Here is a 19,882-nt window from a genome sequence, read left to right as displayed (position 1 = left end):
TTTCCACAGTCCAATCACTTCCAATACTTGAAATAAAAACTGTTCAAGGCGGTGTTGTTTTGGCCAAATACACCAAGAGGCCGGATATTGTCGAAAAAGCTATTTTACACTTTTAAAGGGAATTTGTAATGCAATTACCTTATGAGTACTAGAATCGTGCGATAGAGCAAATGAGATAAAATTTTATGGAATGAGGGTAGCAAAGTGAAAAGATTACTCGGCGTTCTGATCATTTTGCTGTTTCTTTTAGCAGCCTGCGGAAACTACGAAGGAACCGTAGTAGAAATTAAAGATTCAAGTTTCATGTTGGAAAGGCCATCTGGCAATTCTGAAGCCGTGGTAGAGGAAATGCAATTGATTGATTTGACGACTTTTAGTGGAGACGTAAGTTCCTTTGAAGAGTTGGAAGTAGACGACCGTGTAATTGTTGTCCCTGCCGATACGCCATCCGATTTTCCATATTTCCTGCCAATGGAAGTAATTGTGGAGCGATGAAAAAACGTTCACTACTCATACGAAAAGTAGAAAAGGGAGGAGAGAAAAGATGGCGATTTATTATTTTATGGTGGAAGCAGTACCGCTTCCCGGGAATCAGGAAGAGGAAGAACTTGAAGGGGCTTTTATAAACTGTTGGGTAAAATCAACGAGCATGAAATCAGCTTTAACAAAAGCAACTGAATACATCCAGAGTGAAGGATGGGCAATGCAAAAAGTGGAAGACCGCTTCATTGTTCATCGGGAGCGCTACGAAAAAGATCCGGAACTTCTGGAATCCCTGGAATGTTTTGATCAAGCTGTAAATGACGGGATTTCATCTATTTTTTACGTCTGGCCGAGTGAGGAAAGCTAATTTTTCAGCTCTTAACGAAATGGAAAACGAAACAAGATGAAATTAACAAGGGCTTTCAGTTATTAAAAAAGGGAGGAATTATGATGATAAGTTCAATCGGTATTCCAGGCTTCATTATTACCGCTATAGCCATTATAGGATTGGTTTTACTGTTTTGGAGACTGTTTAGGACGTAAAAAGGAATGTCGAAAGAGGGATATTAGAAATGGTAAGCTGTATGAAGATGATTGGTAGCTTTTGCATCGGAAGAGAATGGCAATAAAATGTAATTCATAGGCAATTAATAGATTAAAAAGGGCTTAGCTTTAATGAATATTTTTATATATATACGATTGTTCACGTTCTATTTCTTAAAGCATTTCATTTTAGTTCTAATGTATTTTTATGCAGAAGATAATTTCCGGAAACCCATATCAGCATTTCAGACTTCTGATATTATTCGGATCGGCATCGTCGTATGTGTAATGTATATGGCCTGAAGTCTAACATCGGAAAGTTTTAATGAGTTCCAGTCAATTTCTAAAAAAATACGTCTATTCCTCGGCCTAATCGCTGCAGTGGCTGCACTCTTATGTGGAGGTTATTTGTTAGGCATATATTTTGAACATATGTGATTCGGACATGATCTATTCCTATTTTTATGGCCTGTAACATGTGTGCGACGGTTTAAGCCAGAACAAGAAGTTAAATGTGCAAAAGGATTATCCACATCCGAAAAAATTCAATTTGGATATAAGCAAGCCGTTCAGCAGCCAAAAAGAAGTAAGAAAGCAGGAGGGTTTTAGTGTTTTTTAGAAGAAAGTATTTTGTCTGTTCAGTCTGCGGATATCCTCGGTTGCCCGGTCCGTTATACAACGATAAAGGCATTCCGGATGTAAGTCTGATTTGTTCTTGTTGTGGTTTCCAACCAGGATATGACGATTTTGAGTTGGGGTATTCAATCGAAAGTTACAGAAACGAGTGGATTGAAAATGGAGCAGTATGGTTTGATGAGAAAAAGAAACCGAAGAAATGGGATATACAAGATCAATTTATGAACCTTAAAAAGTCTTTGTAAATCAAAAGCGAATTATTTATAGAGTGATCTGGAAATAACTATTTTAACTCCTTTTTTATTTGTCTATTACTCACTTGAATTCGGTTGGGAAGAAACAATCCTGACTTTGCAAAAAAGAAATAGAAAACCTGCCACTCCGAAAAAGACAAAAGCAAAGGGGTAAGAAATTTCTTCTATCAATATACCGGCAATGACCGAGCCGAAGGATTGGCCAATTCCCAACGAAAAAAAGGAAATGCTGACGCCAAGAGAAGGTGATTCAGGAAACTGTCTCGTGCCCCAGACAATAAACAAACCAGTCATAAAAATAAAGGATGTTCCAAAAAGCAAGGCAGAGAGGTAGATTGCTGCAGGATGGGAAAGCGTTAATCCAAGTATTGATGCCGTTATAACCAACAGACCCAATCGATAAGACAAGCGAAGGCCGATTGACTGGATGACGGTTCCGGCTATTCCTCCAAGAATTCCGGCCCCTCCCATTAGAATCCAAAAAATCACACTTTCATTTTCTGTTAGGCTATAGATTTCAGTGACGTAACTTCTTGAAAAGGTCCAATAGATCGAAGAACTAAATCCGATTCCAATCGACGCCGCAATCAAAAACCGTGCCTTTTTTAATAGCCTCATTCCCAAAAAATTCTGGGTAGAAGGAAGCCGCTGCTGCTTTTTTTCGGTAAGGGCTAAAGCGTTCCACCAACATACGATGGAAGCCAGAACGGCAAAGAGTCCATAGCTCCATCTCCATTCTTCCGCAAAGAGAAAGGCGATCAGACCGGTAAAAATAATTCCAAAGCTCGTGCCTGTGTTAATCCAAGTGTTTCCTTTATCGCGCAAGCCAGATGCCATGGATTGGGATACGACCTGGCTGAAAGCCGGCGAAATCCATCCGCTTCCTAAACCGGCGAAAAACGCGCTAAGAGCAAACGTATAAAAACCTTGTGAAAATGCCATTCCCATCATGCCGATAAATGCGGTCGCTCCCGACAAAAGAATCATGTGCCGGGCGTTGTATCTATGTATGAGTACGGAAGCACTCAGAAGTGAGAGCGTATAGGCAGCGTATGCAGCGGAACTCACATATCCGGCTTGGCTCTCAGATAACTTTAATGCGGAGCTAATCTCAGGCAAGAACAGCCCGAAACTATATCTTGCTAAAGCATACGTGACCGCAATCATTGCAATCCCAGGAAGAACGAGTTTCCACATATTTTCTCACCCTCATCAAATAGAACGTAATACTCAGCCTCTTGGCTTATCCGGCTTTAAAGTATTCTTCGGCTTTAAAACAGCAATAAAATAAAAAAGTCCAGGCAAGACAATGAGAGCGCCGATGCCAATATAAAATTGGCGAATAGTGAACGACAGGAAAGGCAAAGAAGCAAGCAGAATCCCAAATGGCATCGAAAGCCGGAAGAACAAAAGCCGTACTGCGCATAATTGAGCCAGTCGCTCCCGGGGCGCTTCCCGCTGGAAAATAGCAGCACTTTGGGCATTGAACAGCGGAAACAGAATACCGCCGATCCATTCGCACATCCACGCTAATGGGACTGAATGTACAAAGGACAGCAGCAAAAACGAAAATCCTCCGCCAATCAAACCAATATACATCGTAGCAGGCGTTTTTGGCAGCTTGGTTAAAAGAAGCATCCCGAGCACATAACCGACCGGAAAGGCACCGTTGAAAATGGCATATTCCCAAGTTTCTCCTCCCAGTTCTCCCCGAATGAAAGGAATGCTTAAAACGAGCGTAGCGCCAACTGCAAATTGAACGGTGGAAGACAACATGGTCATCCGGAGCAACTGAGGGTAACTGAAAAAACTAAGGTAGCCTTCTTTCATTTCTGCCCACCAAAATTTCTTTGTCCAGAGGACGGTTTTTTGTGTCGAAGCTTGTTTAATCCGGAAAAGTGCCAAAAAGCTGACGAAGAATAAAACAGCAGAAACGGCGTGTATCCATTGCATCGGTGCAATCAGCAGTAAAAGCGAAGCTGCACCAGGTGCAAGAAAACTCATCAGTCGGAGCGACCCGTCCAGCAAAGCGTTGGCATCGGCTAATTCATCCTCGCTGCAAATTTCCGGAAGCAGAGAAAATGAAAGGCTGGCAAAAATGGGCTGAAGCAGTCCCAACAGGCATTGCAAAATTACCAGCCCCATAATGATACCCGCATCTGAGCCGATCCAAAACCCGGCTAAAGGAAGCAGGTAGGCGCCGGCTCGGATCAACTGGATCCGTTGAAGCATTTTTCCCTTGATTACATGGTTGAGGAAAGGGGCGCTGATTCCTTGCAGCACCAAAGAGGGAATGAAATAAACGAGCCATAGAACGCCCATCCATTCCCGGGAACCGGTCAATTCGTACAGCAGCAAACCATTGACAATGGCTCCGGCAGCACCGCCGAATTCGGAGACGATTTCACCTGCCCAAAGGGATCGAAAAGACCGGGAATACCTTTTCATACCCCGCTGCCAAGGTATCGCATCAATTGAGAAGTGAATTCTTCCAGCTTTCCAGGATTTATAGAATAAACTCCTTTTTCCACACGGATAAATTTTGCTGCTTTCAGCAAAGCGAGTTGATGGTGAAGCGTTGTTTTCGATGTGTTAAATTGCCCGCTCAATTCTTGAAGAGACAGCGGGTTTTTCTGCAGTTGGTACAGCAATTTCAAGCGAAGTTCATCGCCTAACGCTTTATGCCCGCGAATCAATTCATTCGAAGGAACGCCCGGTTCAAGCAGGTGCTCTTCTTTGACAGGGTAAAAAAACAGCCGCGTGTCCGCTGTGCGAATCGTCTGCACCCAAGGGCGGTAGGATACTTGGGGGATGAGTTTGACCGACCAAACGGATGGTTCCGGCAAATAGTCTGCTCCGCCAGTCACCCGTTCGATTTCTTGGACCGGATTCATTTCATCTAATTGGCGATGCTGTTTTTCTTCAAAAGCTAATGCCTGCAGCCACTTATTCCATTCCTCTTTTTTTGCCATCCACCTATGCCATCCGATTAATACAGACGACATCAGTGCAACCATATCGGAATGGGAAAGTAGGTGGAGCTGGCGGACATAGTCTTCCAAATAATCATGCCCCTCAAAAAGATTCGAATAGTTTTCCCATAATGCCGTCTGATCTGGGTTTCGGGCTGCTTCTTTTCTTAGCGATTCAGATTGGCGGCCGTGATAAGGAAGGAGACATTCATAGAAATGATTTCTGGAAATCGCGGAAAGCAAGTCCACGAATTCCAGGACAGAAGCTGCATGAAACCGGTTCTGCAGCAGAATCATCCCATACCAAAGATTCGTTTCTTCAATCTGCTGCAGCAGTTCGTCCAGTGAGGCAGGCATTTTCGCTTTGTCTGCTGTCCAGTCTTCATCCAGTTCGAACGTATGCCGCAGATGTGTATGGGTATAGCCGGCAATTCCCAGAATCAATTCCCAAACCGGTGATTGCGTCACTTCTAAAGTGGCAGCTTCAATATGCGAAATCGGATTTAATATTTTCAAAATAAGGTCTCCTTAAAACTCAGTTTAATTAATTCTATATTAATTGAATATATAGTTCAATATATTTAGAATTGTTGAATGAAATAAAATAGATTTAGTTATCGGAAAAGAAATCTAATTTTTCTTATTCTTTTAGGTGGTTGGAATATGTATACTTGGTTTACTGATCCTAAAAATTAGCGTAAATGAATAAAGGATTTCTAAAAGGAGTTCAAATATGAAAAGAGAAAAATGTCCGTGCTGCGAATACCCTACGTTAAATCAGAGAGGACAATACGAAATATGCCGACTTTGTGATTGGGAAGACGATTTTCAAAGCGAATTTGAACCGGACAAAGCTTGGGGAGGCCCGAATGGAAATTACTCTATGTCAGAGGCGAAAAATAATTTTAAAAAGAACTTTATTATGTATCGTTCCAATAAAAAAACAAATCCAAAGATTATAGGGATGAAAAAAAGCTTGATGAAGGCTTATGAGGAATTGGAAAAAGAGCATGAGCCGCAAAGTGCATGGGAAAAGATTCGGGAATTAGAGAAAGAGCTGGATTTTTCATCTTAACTAAGGAGTAGAAATTAATGAGGGGATTTAAAAAGTTTTTCAACCGTCAGCCACAGTCTCTTAATGATCAATATCGTGGCATTCCAGACGATTCCTTTGATCAAGAACTGAAAAACAAGATACACCAGTTAGAACATTACGCAGAAGAAGTAGGGAAATCTCTGCAAAACAAATATGCAGAAGACTTCCAAAGGAAAACCGGGAAAATTTTAAGGGTATGGATACAACGTGATATTGATGGTGACCTTAACGCAGGTTTATCAGCTGAAAATGCTTTTGAAAAGGAATACCGTTCTTTAATTGCCATAGATTGGGAAACTTCCGAAATGGATGAAGAGCTTGAAGGCATAGACATCCCTTTGTGGTATTACTTCGGTGGGTATCGACAGGGTACAGGTACCATCTATAATTTATCTCAAGAAAAGCTGGAACTGGAAATTGTGAATGCAATAGAAGAGTTGCTTAAACAGTTGGAATAAGAAGGAGAGCAAATGCTGCTCAAAATTCCAATTCATTTTCTAATTATGTATTCGTCCCACCCAAGCTCCGAGATTTCTTCGAAAGACGGATCTTCAACTGAATTATCATTCCATTCTTTACTAAGTATATTGTATTGGGCATGGAGCGGATGATCCCATTCCGCTTCACATTCTTCACAAATTACACAATATCGGCCGATAGCAGGAACCTTTCTGATCGTGACCCAGCCTTGATCACACAGTTTGCACCAAGCTACTTTTAAATCGTATATATTTCTCACTTAAATCATCCGTCCTTATTTTAATATTTTTTTATGTATTCAATTATAGTAAATAAAATTGCCATGCCAATCAATAAGAAAAGTGTATTTTCGATTGTGCTTCAACGGAGGGAGAGCAAAATTAAATGCATTTGAGTGAAGAAACGATTTATACAAACAAGCAGCTGCTCATCCTGGATGCCGATTGCAAGAAAGAGCAGACCATCGTTTTGTTAAAAGGAAAAGGTGAAAACATTGTCCAGTTGAATGGGGAAACTATATTTACTGGCCCAACTGGACATCATAAGATCCGGTTTACAAAAGAGCATTTTTGTCTTCTGAACGACTCGACTTTGTCTTTTTACAAGCTCAACGGAGAATATGTATCCGAATGCGATATTGGCACGAATGTCTTTGAGTTGTTCCCTTACCGGCAAGGTGTGCTTTGTATTTATGGAGATGAAGGCGTATTTGGCAAGAAAATGGGCAAAAACAGACTCAACTACGCTGCACCTCTCGCCAATCCTGAATCCTATCTTGAGACAGCTCTTGAAAACAAAATCCTTTACGATGCCCTTTTCGCAAGGTATAAACCTTTTGCATGCTTGGGTTGGGAAAGCGATGAACTGATTTTCCTTAATGACAAGCTTAAAAAAGAAAAGGCAATAAAGGTCCCATTCGCTACAGGGAATATCATTGCTTTTGCTTTAACTTATGAATTCGGCATGTTTCTTGAAGAAACTAGGTTTTGGCTGTGGGATTTTGAAGCTAACGGAAGATTTTTAGAATACCCTGGAGATTTTTCCTATAATACGAGAGCCATTTTACATCGGCATGAATATTTGTTTATGAGCGTTTTCAAACACGAAGTACAGGTTTTTAAGCCGGCTAATTCTCTTATGTATAAAGTTGCCGATTAATTTGTAAGAAATTCTGAGAACAAACAGGGTCTCCAGTTCAAAGTCATTAAATAGATATGGGTGTTGGCCTTTTAAAACATCGGTAAATAAATCTTTTCTTAATTAAGATTGCAATTTAAAGGTGGTGCAGTAATGAGGCTAAGCGGCAGGGAAATCGAAGCAGCTTTAATGGAGAAAGGCTATATTGATACGCAATTAATAGACTTATATTACAACAACAAAACACATTCAGTTACATTGAAGTATAAAGCTCCTGGCCACAATGAGGAAGAAACTGCTGTGTTGTTCAAGGATTGTTTTTCAGCAAGTTTTAATATCTGGCTAGAAGGGATGGAAGGAGATATCCCAGACTCGCCAAATGAGTTGTCGTTCTTTTTTCATGAAATATCGATCAAGGATGTAAAGATTAATGGCGTTCAGCTTTATGAATGTTCAATGATTATTCCAATGATGGATTGCCGAATCGTTTGCAAAACAATTGTTTTATGAATCGCTGTTAAAAATGAACCTACAAGCATTAGAAGGCTTTAAAGAAGAGAGTTTATTATAATATAGGAGGTCATCGATGAAATATCCGTTACAAGCCTTTTTAGCCAACAATTTCGATGGGCTTATCTTGAGCCCCGCCTTATTCTATTCCTGGGAACCTGGCATTCGTTTTGAGATTTCTGACCCTGCTCTTTCTTTTCATGATCCAAATTTTATGGTCCAGGCACATCACCGGGCCGTTACCTTGTTTAATGAAGTATTCGATGAAAAAGACGAACTCCTGCTGGTGACGGACATTGTTGCCAGGCCAACCAGTACCATTCTTCAACAGAAACCGCTCCATCTATACCGGAAGTATGTGAAAGATAAACGCAGCTTGTATCAACTGCAGCTAGAAACTTTTTCATATGGAGAGTATATGGAGGAGGAGCTTGATGAAGAGGATGCGATGGCCATCCACCGCTTTAGCCTGAAATGCCAGAAAACCGATCTTCGTTTTGTCCAACTGCTGCAGGCCATCTGTTATGAAGATTTTAATCATCCGACGACAATTTTGAAGAATAATCCGGAAAGCGGGATTGAAGTTTATTTCATAAATCTGTCTAAGAAACTAATCTTTCATTTATACGATGACCGGGGATGCGATGTTCTGGCGAGAGACACACAAAACATTCGCTTCTTGTATGAACAATATAATGGCTGGATCCTGGACTGTGACCGCCAAGAAATAGATGCCGTATTTCAAAGAGACTCACCTGAAATTCCCTGAATACAGTAAAAAGTAAAAGTCCGTATGCAGAGTTCAGCAGTTACAAAACGCCCTCAACTAGTTAAGAAACTAAAAAACAGAATGCCTTGTTACTCGTGGCATTCCGTTTTGCGCTTTGAATTATTCTGTTTCAGCTCTGCGGACCACCAATACATCGCAGGAACTGTTTCGGACAATATGCAGCGATACGCTGCCCATTAAATAACGCTCAAAAGCATTCATGCCTGAAGCACCGCAGACGATGAGATCCGCCTCGACCTTTTTGGCAGTATCGCGTGAAATTACTTTTTTGGGCGAACCGGGAATGAGAAAGGTATTGACTTCCGAAACACCATTCGCCTGAGCTTCTTGCTTGTAGCTGTCGAGCAGTTCTTTTCCATAATCATAAGCCTGTTCTTCAATATCCGGTTCGTGCAATTTGACGCCTGTAAACGAACGGGTATCTACTACAAAAATCAGATTCAGGGCAGCTGCGTTGCGCTTGGCAATACCGGTTGCTTTCTTGAACGCCCATTCCGCTTCATCCGATCCGTCAACAGCCACCAATATGTGTTTATACGCCAATGTCATGATTAATTCCCCCTGTCATAAAAGCTTTATCGACGTATTTCTGTAAACAATGGCCAATATCCTGCAGGGAATGAAATATATTTTAATCGGCTGCCTATTAATTAAGAAGGAATAAATATTTATTGTATTTCAATAAATATTATGATAAATTCAATGTAAAAGTTAGCGAGTTCTAAATTATCTCCCTTAGTAATTTCTTTTTAATGAGAAATAAAATAAATATCTCGTTAAATGTCACAAAATTCAGTGATATGGTGTCATTAAGGTAAGGGCTTTTCTGGAAGGAGGCATCAATGATGGAGGTGAAGGCGAATTTGTCCGACAGCCATAGCAACTCGTCAGGCGAAGAGTCGTTCCAGGAGTTATTCAAGCAGCATTATTCTCTGGTGGTCCGGAAAGCTCTGGTCATTGTGAAAGAACAAGCCTTGGCAGAAGACATTGCCCAGGAAGTTTTTGTGAAGCTATACCATGCCGACCGGAAAGCGATTGAAAATATCCAGGGATGGCTGACAAAAGTGGCTGTTACCACCGCCTATAACCATATACGGACCGAGAAGCGCCACCATGCACGGGAGGAAAAGCAAAAGCGGTTCGGGAAAAATGCGGTCGGGTCTGTAGAAGACCGCTACTTGGAGCTCGAAGATGCCCAGGAAGTCCAAAAAGTTTTGTTGAAGTTATCCGAGCGGGACCGCGACATATTAATCATGAAGTATTCAGGATACAGCTACGAAGAAATTGCCCAAAGCAATGGACTCGAAAAAATATCCATCGGCACCTTATTAGCGCGGGCAAAAAAGCGGTTTCGGGATTTTTATGCGGAGGAAAGGGGCGACGACCCATGACATGCCAAGATGTGGGAAGGCTGCAGGCTTATTTGGACGGAGAAGTCAGCCGCGAAGAAAAAAAGGAAATCATGAAGCATCTGGAAAACTGCCAAGCATGCCGCAGAAGCATCCTCGAGTTGCAGCAGCTGAACTCTTTTTGTGAGAAGAATTTAGAAGCGAAAGAAGTTCCGCTTGATCTGGAAGTGGCCTGGGCACAGTTCGAAGAAAACCTGCAGCACGGCGGAAGCCGGAAGACGGCTGCCGTTCAAGAGATGAAAAACAGGAAGGGATGGAGTACCTTGAAATCGAAAACCAAACGTTTGCTTGTTTCAGGAGCGATTGCAGCCGCATTGTTCAGCACGCTTGCCCACCCGCAAGTCCGGGTAGAAGCAAACCAATTTTTGTCGCTGTTCCGCGTGAACGATTTTGAAATCGTGACGCTGACGCAAAATGACCTACAGGAAATCGAGTCTTGGGTCAGTGAAAACAAAGAAGGCACACTTGACTTGAAAGACATCGGACAGCTGGAAATGTCAAAATCCGTCGCAGAAGCCACTTATTTTGAATCAAAACAAGCGGCTGAAACAGCAGGACATGCGGTACCGGCACTCGGAGATTTTGAAGTGGAAGGGGTAAACGTGATGCCGGCTTCGACGATCACGTTCACGCTGGACGTCGAAAAAGCGAATCGGATGTTGAGCCAATTGGGTTCTGACCAGCAATTTGACGCTTTGCTCGACGGCAAGCCGTTCTCGGTCGCAACTTCTGAAGCCGTTCACACCGATTACTCAATGAACGGCCAATACGTTTCGTATATGCACACCCAATCACCGGAGATCACAGTGCCGGATGGTGTCTCGATCGAGCAGCTGAGAACGACGCTGCTGTCGCTTCCGTTTTTGCCTGAAAACGTAAAGACGCAGATTGCCGGCATCGACAATATCGAATCGACTTTGCCGATTCCGTATGCCCAAACAGAAGGATCGGAAATGACGGAAGTTCAAGTAGGCGATGGGGAAGGGTTTGCTGTTGAAAGCGACGAACATTCCTACATCGTTTGGCAGGCAGATGGCGAAATCCATACCATCTTTGCGGAAGGCAGTGTAAGCGCTGAAGAACTGGTAGATTTAAGTGAACAAGTGAATGAATAGGAAAGAAAAGTTCAGAGTGGTTTCATCAAGCTCTGGGCTTTTCTTGCGATAAAGGGGGAAGAGGATGGACGTCATCCGGACGAATTCATTGACGAAAACATACGATGGCAAAGGCGGCATCAGGGATGTGACTTTGTCGATTGGGGAAGGCATTGTCTACGGATTTTTAGGGCCGAACGGTTCAGGGAAAAGCACGTTCGTCCGGACGCTGCTCGGCTTGATGCAGCCGACAAGCGGTGAAGGGTTCATTCTCGGCGAACAGATCGGCACGGTAAAATCGCGGGAACAAGTCGGGTATTTGCCGGAGCTGTTCCGCTATCCCGATTGGTTGACAGGCAGACAGCTGCTCGACGCTCATGCCGAACTGTGCAAAATCCCGGTACGTAACCGGAACAAACGCATTCAGGAAGTGGTGGAGCTCGTTGGCATGGCCGGCAAGGAAAAGGGGCGCATCAGTGGATTTTCAAAAGGGATGAGCCAGCGCATCGGCCTCGCCTGTGCCATTTTAAATGACCCAAAAGTGATTTTTCTGGATGAACCGACGTCGGCTCTCGACCCCATCGGCCGAAAAGACGTCCGGGATCTGATGGTGTACTTACGGGACCAGGGGAAGACCGTTTTTCTGAACAGCCATCTGCTACAGGAAGTCGAGTCCGTTTGCGACCACGTATCAATTGTCCATGAAGGGGAAATGATTGTACAAGGGCCATGGCGGGAACTGATGACAATCGAAGCCCAAGTGGAAGTGGTGACCGAAGGGGCACTGGCTGCACCTTTCCCGGCCTTTGTGGTGAATTACCAAAAAGGCAGCGAGCAGGGAGGGCGGACGCGGTGGCTGTTCCAGCTTGAGCAGGAGCGGGACATTCCCAAAATCCTTCACTATTTGTCTGCCCAAAGGGTGAATGTCTTTGAAGCGAAACCGATCATTCCACACCTGGAAGACGTGTTCATGCACTGGGTGAACCACAAAAAGGAGAGCGGCTATGTGGACCATCGCTAAACTGACGATTCAGGAAATGGTAACCAAACGCATCTTTTTGATAACCGTCGTCATGACGCTCATTTTTCTGGCGCTTTACGGAACGGCTATTTATTTCGCCGGACAGGAAGGCGCTGAAGAAGTGGGGAATTCCGGACAGGGAACAGAAGTCTTTCTCATGCAGCAATTTATCTCCTCCCAGCTGCTCGGAGTCGGCCTCTATTTTTCATCGTTCATTACAGCGCTTCTGGCCATCATGTCCAGCGTCAGCTCGATTTCCGGAGAAGTGGCCAGCCACCAGATCGATACGTGGCTGATGCGGCCGATTGCCCGTTCCCAATTTGTACTCGGCAAGTTCATTGGATTGGCTTTTCTGCTGATTGCCTATGCCTCCAGTTTATTTTTTGGCATCATTCTGCTGCATCAAGGAATCGGAGCGGATTGGATGTCGCTGGATTTCCAGCCGCTGCAATTGATCAAAGCGGTCAGTGTCTTCGTGATTCAGCCCTTTGTTTTAGTGGCGTTCGGTGTATTGTTGAGCACACGGATGACGACCTTGAATGCCGGAATCATCTCAATCATTCTGTACGGTGCGGCTTTTATCGGCGGCTTTATCGAACAGTTCGGGGCAGTCATCGAAAAAGCGAGCCTTGTAAACATCGGCATCGTCATGAGTCTGGTGTTTCCAATCGATTCGATGTACCGCAAAATGACCGTGTTTTTATTTGATACGACGGACAATCCGCTTTCTATGGCGCAAGGCGGCATGTTTACGAGCATCTCCGTGCCGGGCAATATCATGATTGCTTATGCAGTAATGTACGGCGCAGTCGCGGTGCTGTTTTCCATTTACAGCTTTAATAAGCGCGATGTGTAATTCAGGAGCTGGTGACGGTCCATTTCATGGAATTGTTTAAAGGGTCCGTAAAGGGGTGTTTCTCCTTTGCGGACCTTTTTCGGCTTTAATAAAAAAAAGAGGAATTGCTTTATATCAGGATATGTGAAACCATAGGAGTGAAAATAATAGATTTAAAATACAGTAAATAGAAAAGGTTAAAGGGGTATGCACAATGGAACAAAACACAACCGTTTTAATCTGTGATGATAGTGAAGCCGTCCATGAAAGCCTCCATGCTTATCTGGAAGCGGAAGGGATGAAGAGTGTATCGGTATACAACGGGAACTTGGCCTTGCAGCTTTTAAATGAGCAGCACTTCGATTTAGTGGTGCTGGATATTATGATGCCCGGGCTTTTCGGCACCGAAGTCTGCAAGGAAATCCGGAAAACGAGCGACATCCCCATTTTGATGCTGAGCGCGAGGAGCGAAGAAGTGGACCGAATCATCGGCCTGGAAATCGGCGCAGATGACTATATTACGAAGCCGTTTTCTCCGCGTGAAGTGGTGGTGCGGATCAAGACCATCCTGAAGCGGGTCCAGCCGAAAAAAGACAGTGTTCCATACTTGAAAGCGGGAAACTTGTCCATCGATATCACGGGGTACGAGGTTCAAGTGAACGGCCAAGTGATTGACTTGACGGCAAAAGAAGTCGACTTGTTGGCCTACATGGCCAACCATAAAGGCAAAGTGGTCAGCCGGGAAGAGCTGCTGTACAAAGTATGGGGCTATGACTACACAGGCGACACCCGCACGGTGGATACAATGATTAAGCGCATCCGCCAAAAAATTGCCCAAGCTTCGCCCGATTTCTTCATCAAATCCGTCTATGGCGTCGGCTACAAATTCGAGGTGGGCCAATGAAACGGTTATTTTCAAGCAAGCTGTGGATAGCTTTTGTCATACTGGCCATTTTCATATCCGGCCAGCTGCTCGGAGCTTTTGCCATCAAGCATTATTTTATCGAGTCGAAAATTGAAGAACTTCAGCCGCCTTTAACTTTAATCGGTGAAGAAGTGGCGAAAGGCGATAAAATCAGCCGGACCGACGATTTTTTGGTAAAAGCTTTTGATGTGCACGGCAAAGAAATGGACGTATACACCGATGAAGGAGTGCCGTCTTCCGATAATGCCAAAGTGAACAAGAAATTGGCGTCCTATTTGCCCAAAATCATCAGCGGCAAAATGGCCGTAGAGATTCACGAAGTGCCAGGCTACTCGAAGCGGGCCATCATCATTGGCCAGCCGATTGTCCACAACGGCAAAGTAACTGGCGGCATCTTCTTATTAAAAGAAGCACGTGCCTACCAGGCGGCGCTGGATGGATTTTACCTGGTATTTTTCGTCACGTTGGCAATCGGGACAATTATTATCCTTGCGTTTCTCACTGTATTTATTCGAGAAAAAAATGAACTGGATCAGATGCGGAAAGACTATGTTGCCAATATCAGCCATGAATTGAAAACACCGCTTTCTTCGATCAAGGCGTTGACGGAGACTTTGGCGGACCATGTGGTGACTGATCCCGAAAAAATCGATCAGTATTACAGCATCATTCTGAGAGAAAGCGCACGCCTGGAGAAACTCATTGCCGATTTGCTGGAATTGTCGCGGCTGCAGCACAAGAAAGTGGCCTTTGACAAATCGGTCGTGGATACAATAGAAGTGATCGAAGAAGCTGTCGAGCCATTTGCCATTTTGGCGGATGAACTGGATCTCCAACTCCAGATTACCGAGCGGGTGAAGAACCTTCCGGAAACTTATTCGAACAAAGACCGGATCATTCAGGTACTGACAATTTTGCTGGACAATGCTTTTAAATTCGCCCCCGAACAAGGTAGAGTGGTGATTGATGCCAAGACGACCGGGAAGAAGGCAGAAATCCGGGTATCGGACAACGGGCCAGGGATCTCCAAAGAAATCCTGCCGCATATTTTCGGTCGTTTCACTAAAGAAGATTTGTCGCACACCAGCACGGGAAGCGGTCTCGGGCTTTCCATCGCGCATGAAATTATGGAGCAGCTGGGCGAAAAAATCAGAGTGGAAAGCAAAGGCGATTCGGGAACGACCTTTATTATTACCTTGAGACGGGCATAATATTGAATGTTTTTTATTCTGAAACCAATGGCAGAAAAACGTGCGTTTTGCATCGTTTTTCTGCCATTTTTGTGCCACATTGTTTTGTTACGATCAATGTATCGAAAGATCAAACAAAACAAAAGGGAGTTGTACGGAATGAAAAAATCATTGTGCCCAATTATTTCAATGTCCCTCGCCGCTGCTTTACTGGCCGGTTGTTCAACGGATATTTCTGAAGAAGCTTTGCTGGAAAGTGATGGAACTGTTGAAGTTTCTGAAACAGCTCAAGCAAAAGACATAAAAAAAGATTCTTCTGAAGGAGTGGATGCTTCCTTTATTGAAAACCAATTTTTAGATATTCCATACGCTAGTCTGTCCGAAGCCCAGCAACTTGATATATATTTGCCGAATGAAGGAGAAGGGCCGTTCCCGGTAATCGTCGCCATCCACGGCGGCGGGTTCAAGGAAGGCGATAAAACAGGTGCCGATCTTGCGCCGATGCTTGAAGGCGTCAATCGCGGTTATGCGGTTGTAGCGGTCAATTACCGTTTGTCTCAAGAAGCCTTTTTCCCGGCAGCGATCAGCGATGTCAAAGCCGCAATCCGCTACGTGAAAGCAAATGCAGAAGAATACAATTTGAATCCTGACAAAATAGCTGCGTGGGGGGGCAGTGCCGGCGGCCATTTGGCAGCACTTGCTGGCACAAGCGGCGACAGTGATGCGCTGAAAGGGAAAAATAGGGAAAACATCAACTATACCTCGGAGGTACAGGCAGTTGTTGATTGGTACGGCCAAATCGATTTCCTGAAAATCGATGAGCAGTTTGCAGATTCTGGCATCACACCGAAGCTGGGTGAACGAAACGCTGCCGGCTCGCCGGAAAGTAAATACATGGGCCGCAGCCTTTTGGAGAAAATAGATGAAGTGAAAAAAGCGAATCCCGAATCGTACATCACCGAAAACGATCCGGCTTTCCTGATCCAGCATGGAACAGCAGACCCTAACGTTCCGGTTCAGCAATCGGTCAATTTCGCTGAAAACCTGAAAGCTGTTTTGGGCGAGGAACAAGTGGAACTGACCCTGTTTGAAGGAGCTGTACATGGCGGGGAACCGTTTACTGCAGAAGAGAACCTGGAAGAAGTGTTCAGCTTCCTGGACGAAAAATTGAAATAGCATTCTGCGGATGGCCTAGGCCATCCGTTTTTTGTTGGCTCAAGAGTCAAACCACAACTGATTCGAAGCAGAGTTGCGGAGGGGATGAAGCGGCTAAAAGAGAACACCGTTTTTTAGCAATTAAAAAATGACGGTGCCAGGGAAGTTCCGTCATTTTGTATGAGTGAATAAGTTATCAAACTACTCGCCTTCTGCGAAGTGGTCCTGAACAGCTTTTGAAACCTTTTTCAGTATTTCGGTTTTAGTCGATAACGCATTGATGCGTACCGGAAGTATGCGTTCCGTCGCTGCTTGAGCTGGCGGATGGACAGTCAATAACACCTGGCAGGCTGTATGTCCGGGATTACAAGGTGGAAGAAGGTCGACTGAATAAAGGCTGGTTTCGATGATTCTTTTCTTGATTGCCTGTTGTTGATTTGAATTGGTGGCATAGTTCATAGCCGTCTGGCTGTTTTCGAGTAAAGGAGACATAATTCCACTCTTCTTTCTGTGAGTTTCTAACTGTATCTAATTCTTTTCCCAAAAATAAAAGAAGTTAATCTTTATTCAGTCAAGTAAAGGTCATCGTGCCGCAGTAATGTAAAAAAACAAAACGAATTTCTTTGAACCGTAATTAATGGTTGTGTGTTTTACAATTAATATGTATTGTAAGATTAAGGAATTATTGGGTATAAAGATCTATCAATCTTTTAGCTTATACCAGTACCTATTCATATCGGAAAAGGCGGAGAATGCGGTGAAAAAGAAAAATGTTTTCATAATAATCACGGTGATAGGAGTTTTACTGGCGCTGTATCTAGTGCTTGTTCAGCCGAAACTCGAAGCGGAGTATTCATTTGCAGGATATGACGGGAAAGTGGTGATTTTGACAATCGGTAATAGAGGGTTTCAAGATATCCACATACGCGATGTACTCGTCAATATCGTGGACAAACCCGAAACAGCTAAAATCCAACTTCAACAGGAACAAGAAGGTTTTGCCATAACTGAAACCTTTGACGACCCAGGATATACTTTTGCTGATTACGATGCAGTGGCGATTGAACCTGGAACAGCCTCGAAAGGAGACGCGGAAAACTTGCCGTCACCTTACGGCTTAACGGTCAAAGACAGCATCGCAATTCCGTCCGTCACAATCGTTTACGAATATCTGGGAAAAGAATTTAAAGAGACGGTAATAATAGATTGAGGCTTACTGGAAATTAGAAACAAAGGATTCGAATGCAAAAAGATTGATGCTTTTTTAAGGAACGGCGGAGGAGACCTATATATGGATTACATTAAAAATCTAAGATCGATGGTTGGACATGAAAAAGTAATCATGGTTATAGCAGGGGCTTTTGTTTTTGATAAAGATAACCGGCTTCTCTTGCAGCAGCGGTCGGATACGGGCGAATGGGGACTGCCCGGCGGCTTTATGGAGTTAGGCGAAAATGTCCAAGACACCGCCAGAAGAGAAGTTTTTGAAGAAACAGGGCTTAACCTGGGCATGCTGGAGTTGTTTGGAATTTATTCCGGACCCAAATACGATAAAACGTTTGCAAATGGAGACCAGGTTTCTTTAGTGCAGATTATCTTTTCCAGCAGAGACTATACCGGCCTTTTAATCGAAGCGAATGAAGAATCATTAAGCAACTGCTTTTTCCATTTGAACGACTTGCCTCCAGTTCTTTTTCCAGATCATCAGATTTTCTTTGAGGATTTGTTGTCGGGGCAAGAAATTCCATTGTTTAAGTGAGGCATCGCACTACATAGCACCATGAACGCATAAAGGGGGAACAAAATGGACTTCAACTTATTGGAAGAAGCTCTAAAAAACTGCGATATGGAACTTCTGGAGGAAATCATCGATGCGCACGAACCGCATGAACTTTCAAGTGCCGTCCCGCTTTTTATTAGGCATTTAAGGGAAACAGAAGACCCCGCTTTAAGAAACACGATTGCTGTAGCGTTGCGGGATATTGGTGATGAAGCTGCAGTCTTGCCTTTAATTGAACTGCTGAACCATCCAAAAACGCTAAACAATCGTGGAACGCTCCTGTATGCTTTAGAGGTTTTCGACTGTTCGGCACATCTGAAAACCATTGTTCACCTTTTCCTATCGGGAGGTTTTGAAGTTCAAGCTACCGCTTATCATCTGCTTGAATCGATGGCGGGTGAAGTGCCTGATGAATTTCTGTTGGCAGCCCTTCTGCAGGTAAAAGAGCAGTTAAACGAAATCGAAAGGCAGCAAGCCCTTCATAGCGATGTACTGGAACTTCTGTATAACTTGAAGCTGAAATGAAGTAAAACCATACTTTAAATAAACATGTATATGAAAAAATTGCGGTGTTCAAGTATCAAATACCTCTAGAAAAGAAACAGGAGCAAAGCGTATGTTTAAAACAATTTCTTGGCATATCATCATTGATGCAAAAACCAAAGAAAAAGCAAACAAGGTGATAAATAAACTGATATTGCACATTGGAGAGATGGATATTCAATCTCTCGATAGCTATTGGAAAGACCATACGCAATACGAGTTGTTCGGAAGCACCCCTCTAGTATTGGAGCGGCCGGAAGAAGCCGTATTCGAAGTGCTTCAACTAGCTGCACGTCTAGGCAATGAAAATTATGTGATCGGACCTGTTATGAACGAGAGCCAAGTCGCCTTTGAAGTGGTATGCTCTGCGTCCACAGTTAGTGGAATCAGTTGGCTCCATATGGAAATAAATAATTTTAACTAATCAAATCCAAGTTCATTCTTTTTGTGGACTGCTTGAATCGAATGTAGCAGTTAGAACAGGAGAAAGGAAATGCCAATGGTTTAAAGGTCTGGAAAAGCAGGCCGATAGAATCAAGGTAAAATAAAAAGTCAAACGTGATTAATTAATCTCATGACAAAAAATCTTTGAAAGGAAGCAACCATGACTAAAACCTGGTATGAAGAAATCGAATTAGCAAAACTGCTTCCTAAATTTAAGCCGCCTACTATACTGAGAATCGAATCTTTTCAATACTACGAAGCGTACACACCTGCTTGTGAGAAAATATCCGTTTTGGATATGTCATTTTGTTCTGAAGAGGCAGAAGGACAATTCGAAATGATCCTGAAGTTTAACAATGTATCTTCCCTCAAATTGAGTGGTTTTGGGAGTGCATTTAACCAGATATCCGGATTTAACATACGCAATTTTAAAGAATCGGGATTCGAAAAAGAACGCCGCTACCTGATAGAAGACTATGAAGATGACTTGCTGAACTTTTATTGCGAAAGCATTGTAATTACAAGCGCAAAGATGAATCTGTATAAATCCTGATTGGTTCACTGGATAAAAATCTGATATTCAAT

At 43.4% G+C, this 19,882-nt stretch carries 25 protein-coding genes; 20 read left to right on the top strand and 5 right to left on the bottom strand.

Annotated elements, in window-relative coordinates; all coding sequences use genetic code 11:
• The first annotated feature begins 204 nt into the window (after positions 1 to 204).
• From BLQ32_RS14445 to BLQ32_RS14435, 3 genes are all read left to right on the top strand, one after another.
• Entirely contained in the window at positions 205 to 495 is a 291-nt protein-coding gene (locus BLQ32_RS14445) for a hypothetical protein (RefSeq protein ID WP_074510879.1), read from the top strand.
• Between the two features lie 49 nt (positions 496 to 544).
• Positions 545 to 850, top strand: a complete 306-nt coding sequence (locus tag BLQ32_RS14440) for a hypothetical protein (RefSeq protein ID WP_074510878.1) — start codon at positions 545 to 547, stop codon at positions 848 to 850.
• 784 nt (positions 851 to 1,634) lie between these two features.
• The gene (locus tag BLQ32_RS14435; RefSeq protein WP_074510877.1) at positions 1,635 to 1,907 is read left to right on the top strand and encodes a hypothetical protein; all 273 of its coding nucleotides are present in this window, start codon (positions 1,635 to 1,637) and stop codon (positions 1,905 to 1,907) included.
• A gap of 66 nt (positions 1,908 to 1,973) precedes the next feature.
• Here the strand turns inward: BLQ32_RS14435 and BLQ32_RS14430 are convergent, their stop codons facing one another.
• From BLQ32_RS14430 to BLQ32_RS14420, 3 genes are read right to left on the bottom strand one after another with little or no spacing between them, the layout of a single operon-like run.
• Positions 1,974 to 3,113 (bottom strand): MFS transporter, encoded by a 1,140-nt coding sequence (locus tag BLQ32_RS14430; RefSeq protein WP_074510876.1) that lies wholly within the window; start codon positions 3,111 to 3,113, stop codon positions 1,974 to 1,976.
• Between the two features lie 33 nt (positions 3,114 to 3,146).
• The gene (locus BLQ32_RS14425; RefSeq protein ID WP_074510875.1) at positions 3,147 to 4,364 is read right to left on the bottom strand and encodes an MFS transporter; all 1,218 of its coding nucleotides are present in this window, start codon (positions 4,362 to 4,364) and stop codon (positions 3,147 to 3,149) included.
• Complete coding sequence (locus tag BLQ32_RS14420; RefSeq protein ID WP_074510874.1) at positions 4,361 to 5,404, bottom strand: ArsR/SmtB family transcription factor; 1,044 nt, start codon at positions 5,402 to 5,404, stop codon at positions 4,361 to 4,363. The genes BLQ32_RS14425 and BLQ32_RS14420 overlap by 4 nt, the downstream gene beginning before the upstream one ends.
• Positions 5,405 to 5,621: 217 nt before the next feature.
• On the opposite strand from BLQ32_RS14420, the gene BLQ32_RS14415 reads away from it, so the two are divergent.
• From BLQ32_RS14415 to BLQ32_RS14390, 5 genes are all read left to right on the top strand, one after another.
• Positions 5,622 to 5,963, top strand: coding sequence for a CPCC family cysteine-rich protein (locus BLQ32_RS14415; RefSeq protein WP_074510873.1), 342 nt, complete (start codon positions 5,622 to 5,624; stop codon positions 5,961 to 5,963).
• Between the two features lie 17 nt (positions 5,964 to 5,980).
• Positions 5,981 to 6,442 (top strand): hypothetical protein, encoded by a 462-nt coding sequence (locus BLQ32_RS14410; RefSeq protein ID WP_074510872.1) that lies wholly within the window; start codon positions 5,981 to 5,983, stop codon positions 6,440 to 6,442.
• A gap of 406 nt (positions 6,443 to 6,848) precedes the next feature.
• Positions 6,849 to 7,622, top strand: coding sequence for a hypothetical protein (locus BLQ32_RS14400; protein ID WP_074510870.1), 774 nt, complete (start codon positions 6,849 to 6,851; stop codon positions 7,620 to 7,622).
• Positions 7,623 to 7,754: 132 nt separating this feature from the next.
• Positions 7,755 to 8,111 (top strand): hypothetical protein, encoded by a 357-nt coding sequence (locus BLQ32_RS14395; RefSeq protein ID WP_074510869.1) that lies wholly within the window; start codon positions 7,755 to 7,757, stop codon positions 8,109 to 8,111.
• A 76-nt stretch (positions 8,112 to 8,187) separates the two neighbouring features.
• Complete coding sequence (locus BLQ32_RS14390) at positions 8,188 to 8,880, top strand: DUF3885 domain-containing protein (protein ID WP_074510868.1); 693 nt, start codon at positions 8,188 to 8,190, stop codon at positions 8,878 to 8,880.
• Between the two features lie 120 nt (positions 8,881 to 9,000).
• Here BLQ32_RS14390 and BLQ32_RS14385 read toward each other — a convergent pair whose 3' ends face one another.
• Positions 9,001 to 9,450: a universal stress protein gene (locus tag BLQ32_RS14385; protein WP_074510867.1), complete on the bottom strand. Its 450-nt coding sequence runs from the start codon at positions 9,448 to 9,450 to the stop codon at positions 9,001 to 9,003.
• Between the two features lie 293 nt (positions 9,451 to 9,743).
• Between BLQ32_RS14385 and BLQ32_RS14380 the strand changes: the two genes are divergently transcribed.
• From BLQ32_RS14380 to BLQ32_RS14350, 7 genes are all read left to right on the top strand, one after another.
• Complete coding sequence (locus BLQ32_RS14380) at positions 9,744 to 10,292, top strand: RNA polymerase sigma factor SigX (protein WP_083335350.1); 549 nt, start codon at positions 9,744 to 9,746, stop codon at positions 10,290 to 10,292.
• The gene (locus tag BLQ32_RS14375; protein ID WP_074510865.1) at positions 10,289 to 11,425 is read left to right on the top strand and encodes an anti-sigma factor family protein; all 1,137 of its coding nucleotides are present in this window, start codon (positions 10,289 to 10,291) and stop codon (positions 11,423 to 11,425) included. Before BLQ32_RS14380 ends, BLQ32_RS14375 begins: the two co-directional genes overlap by 4 nt.
• A gap of 64 nt (positions 11,426 to 11,489) precedes the next feature.
• The gene (locus tag BLQ32_RS14370; protein ID WP_074510864.1) at positions 11,490 to 12,425 is read left to right on the top strand and encodes an ABC transporter ATP-binding protein; all 936 of its coding nucleotides are present in this window, start codon (positions 11,490 to 11,492) and stop codon (positions 12,423 to 12,425) included.
• The gene (locus BLQ32_RS14365) at positions 12,409 to 13,281 is read left to right on the top strand and encodes an ABC transporter permease subunit (RefSeq protein WP_074510863.1); all 873 of its coding nucleotides are present in this window, start codon (positions 12,409 to 12,411) and stop codon (positions 13,279 to 13,281) included. The genes BLQ32_RS14370 and BLQ32_RS14365 overlap by 17 nt, the downstream gene beginning before the upstream one ends.
• A 193-nt stretch (positions 13,282 to 13,474) precedes the next feature.
• A complete protein-coding gene (locus BLQ32_RS14360; RefSeq protein WP_074510862.1) occupies positions 13,475 to 14,164 on the top strand; it encodes a response regulator transcription factor in 690 nt (229 codons plus the stop codon).
• Positions 14,161 to 15,396 (top strand): sensor histidine kinase, encoded by a 1,236-nt coding sequence (locus BLQ32_RS14355; RefSeq protein ID WP_051413691.1) that lies wholly within the window; start codon positions 14,161 to 14,163, stop codon positions 15,394 to 15,396. Before BLQ32_RS14360 ends, BLQ32_RS14355 begins: the two co-directional genes overlap by 4 nt.
• Positions 15,397 to 15,534: 138 nt before the next feature.
• Positions 15,535 to 16,551 (top strand): alpha/beta hydrolase, encoded by a 1,017-nt coding sequence (locus BLQ32_RS14350; protein WP_244890369.1) that lies wholly within the window; start codon positions 15,535 to 15,537, stop codon positions 16,549 to 16,551.
• A 180-nt stretch (positions 16,552 to 16,731) separates the two neighbouring features.
• Here the strand turns inward: BLQ32_RS14350 and BLQ32_RS14345 are convergent, their stop codons facing one another.
• Positions 16,732 to 17,022, bottom strand: coding sequence for a hypothetical protein (locus tag BLQ32_RS14345; RefSeq protein ID WP_074510861.1), 291 nt, complete (start codon positions 17,020 to 17,022; stop codon positions 16,732 to 16,734).
• A gap of 265 nt (positions 17,023 to 17,287) precedes the next feature.
• Between BLQ32_RS14345 and BLQ32_RS14340 the strand changes: the two genes are divergently transcribed.
• The 5 genes from BLQ32_RS14340 to BLQ32_RS14320 all read left to right on the top strand — a co-directional run bounded on the left by BLQ32_RS14340 (position 17,288) and on the right by BLQ32_RS14320 (position 19,850).
• A complete protein-coding gene (locus BLQ32_RS14340; protein WP_074510860.1) occupies positions 17,288 to 17,740 on the top strand; it encodes a hypothetical protein in 453 nt (150 codons plus the stop codon).
• Positions 17,741 to 17,821: 81 nt separating this feature from the next.
• Entirely contained in the window at positions 17,822 to 18,289 is a 468-nt protein-coding gene (locus BLQ32_RS14335) for an NUDIX hydrolase (protein WP_074510859.1), read from the top strand.
• A gap of 45 nt (positions 18,290 to 18,334) precedes the next feature.
• On the top strand, positions 18,335 to 18,835 hold the full coding sequence (locus BLQ32_RS14330) for a HEAT repeat domain-containing protein (RefSeq protein ID WP_074510858.1): 501 nt from the start codon (positions 18,335 to 18,337) through the stop codon (positions 18,833 to 18,835).
• 91 nt (positions 18,836 to 18,926) lie between these two features.
• On the top strand, positions 18,927 to 19,277 hold the full coding sequence (locus BLQ32_RS14325; RefSeq protein ID WP_074510857.1) for a hypothetical protein: 351 nt from the start codon (positions 18,927 to 18,929) through the stop codon (positions 19,275 to 19,277).
• A gap of 180 nt (positions 19,278 to 19,457) precedes the next feature.
• Positions 19,458 to 19,850: a hypothetical protein gene (locus BLQ32_RS14320; protein WP_074510856.1), complete on the top strand. Its 393-nt coding sequence runs from the start codon at positions 19,458 to 19,460 to the stop codon at positions 19,848 to 19,850.
• The last annotated feature ends 32 nt before the right edge of the window (positions 19,851 to 19,882 follow it).

Origin of the sequence: Planococcus glaciei, from assembly GCF_900099655.1 — a bacterium.
GTDB classification, from domain to species: domain Bacteria; phylum Bacillota; class Bacilli; order Bacillales_A; family Planococcaceae; genus Planococcus; species Planococcus glaciei.
This window is presented reverse-complemented; position numbering and strand designations above follow the sequence as displayed.